We start from the raw sequence: 1,844 nt of genomic DNA on the forward strand, positions 1-1,844 counted from the left end.
CCTGTCACTCGTTACTGAAACAGAAAAACAAACGCTTCTTGAGGCATGGAAAGGAAAAACACTGCCTGTGCCGACAGACAAAACGGTTCATCAGCTATTTGAAGAAACGGCTCAGCGCCACAAAGACCGACCGGCTGTCACATACAACGGCCAGTCATGGACATACGGCGAGCTGAATGCCAAGGCAAATCGTCTTGCGCGGATTCTGATTGACTGCGGCGTTCAGGCGGATGAGCGCGTCGGCGTTCTCACGAAGCCGTCGCTGGAAATGTCCGCCGCAGTGCTCGGCGTCTTAAAGGCTGGCGCGGCGTTTGTGCCGATTGATCCTGACTATCCGGATCAGCGGATTGACTATATTTTACAAGACAGCGGCGCGAAGCTTCTCTTGAAGCAGGAAGGCATTTCAGTGCCGGAAAGCTTTACGGGAGACGTTATTCTTCTCGACGGTGATCGGACGATTTTTAGCCTGCCGCTTGATGAAAATGACGAGGAAAACCCGCTCACAGCTGCAAAAGCGGAGAATCTCGCCTACATGATTTACACGTCTGGAACGACCGGACAGCCGAAGGGGGTCATGGTTGAGCACCATGCGCTTGTCAACCTGTGCTTCTGGCATCATAACGCGTTCTATATGACAGCGGAGGACCGCAGTGCGAAGTACGCGGGCTTCGGGTTTGACGCCTCCATTTGGGAGATGTTCCCGACTTGGACCATCGGCGCCGAGCTTCACGTCATTGATGAAGCGATCCGCCTTGATATCGTCCGCCTGAACGATTATTTCGAAACGAACGGCGTCACGATCACGTTCCTGCCGACGCAGCTGGCGGAACAGTTCATGGAGCTTGAGAACACCTCACTCCGTGTCCTCTTGACAGGAGGAGACAAGCTGAAGCGTGCCGTGAAACAGCCTTACACGCTCGTCAACAACTATGGGCCGACAGAAAATACAGTTGTCGCCACAAGCGCGGACATCAATCCGGAGGAAGGATCGCTTTCCATCGGACGGGCGATCGCCAATACGAGAGTGTACATTCTCGGCGCGGGCGATCAAGTCCAGCCGGAAGGCGTAGCCGGAGAACTTTGTGTGGCGGGACGCGGACTGGCGCGCGGCTATCTGAACCGGGAAGACGAAACCGCGAAGCGGTTTGTCGCTGATCCGTTTGTGCCGGGTGAACGCATGTACCGCACCGGTGATTTGGTGAAATGGGCAAACGGCGGCATCGAATACATCGGCCGGATCGACCAGCAGGTCAAGGTTCGCGGCTACCGAATCGAGCTCTCAGAAATTGAAGTCCAGCTCGCCCAGCTTTCCGACGTGCAGGATGCGGCGGTGACAGCTGTCAAAGATATAGGCGGCAATACAGCGCTCGCGGCTTACGTCACACCGGAATCAGCTGATATTGAAGTGCTGAAAGCGGCATTGAAGGAAACCTTGCCGGACTACATGATCCCGGCGTTCTGGGTGACGCTGAATGAGCTTCCGGTTACGGCAAACGGCAAAGTAGACCGCAAAGCGTTGCCTGAGCCTGACATCGAAGCGGGAAGTGAAGAATACAAAGCGCCTACGACCGACATGGAAGAGCTGCTTGCCGGCATTTGGCAGGACGTGCTCGGTGTACCGAAGATCGGTGTCAGCGACAATTTCTTCTCACTCGGCGGAGATTCCATCAAAGGCATCCAGATGGCGAGCCGCTTGAACCAGCAAGGCTGGAAGCTGGAAATGAAAGATCTCTTCCAGCACCCGACGATCGAGGAGCTGACCCAATATGTGGAGCGTGCCGAAGGCAAACAGGCAGACCAAGGCCCTGTGGAAGGCGAAGTCACCCTGACGCCGATCCAGCGTA

General features: G+C 55.6%; 1 protein-coding gene. It reads left to right on the forward strand.

Translation table 11 applies throughout. The annotated features are described in order from the left end of the window. On the forward strand, positions 1-1,844 hold a 1,844-nt coding region (locus BTW01_RS18220), incomplete at both ends, for a non-ribosomal peptide synthetase (RefSeq protein WP_162104363.1).

Origin of the sequence: Bacillus sp. SKDU12 (genome assembly GCF_010093085.1) — a bacterium.
In the GTDB taxonomy this organism is placed as follows: domain Bacteria; phylum Bacillota; class Bacilli; order Bacillales; family Bacillaceae; genus Bacillus; species Bacillus mexicanus.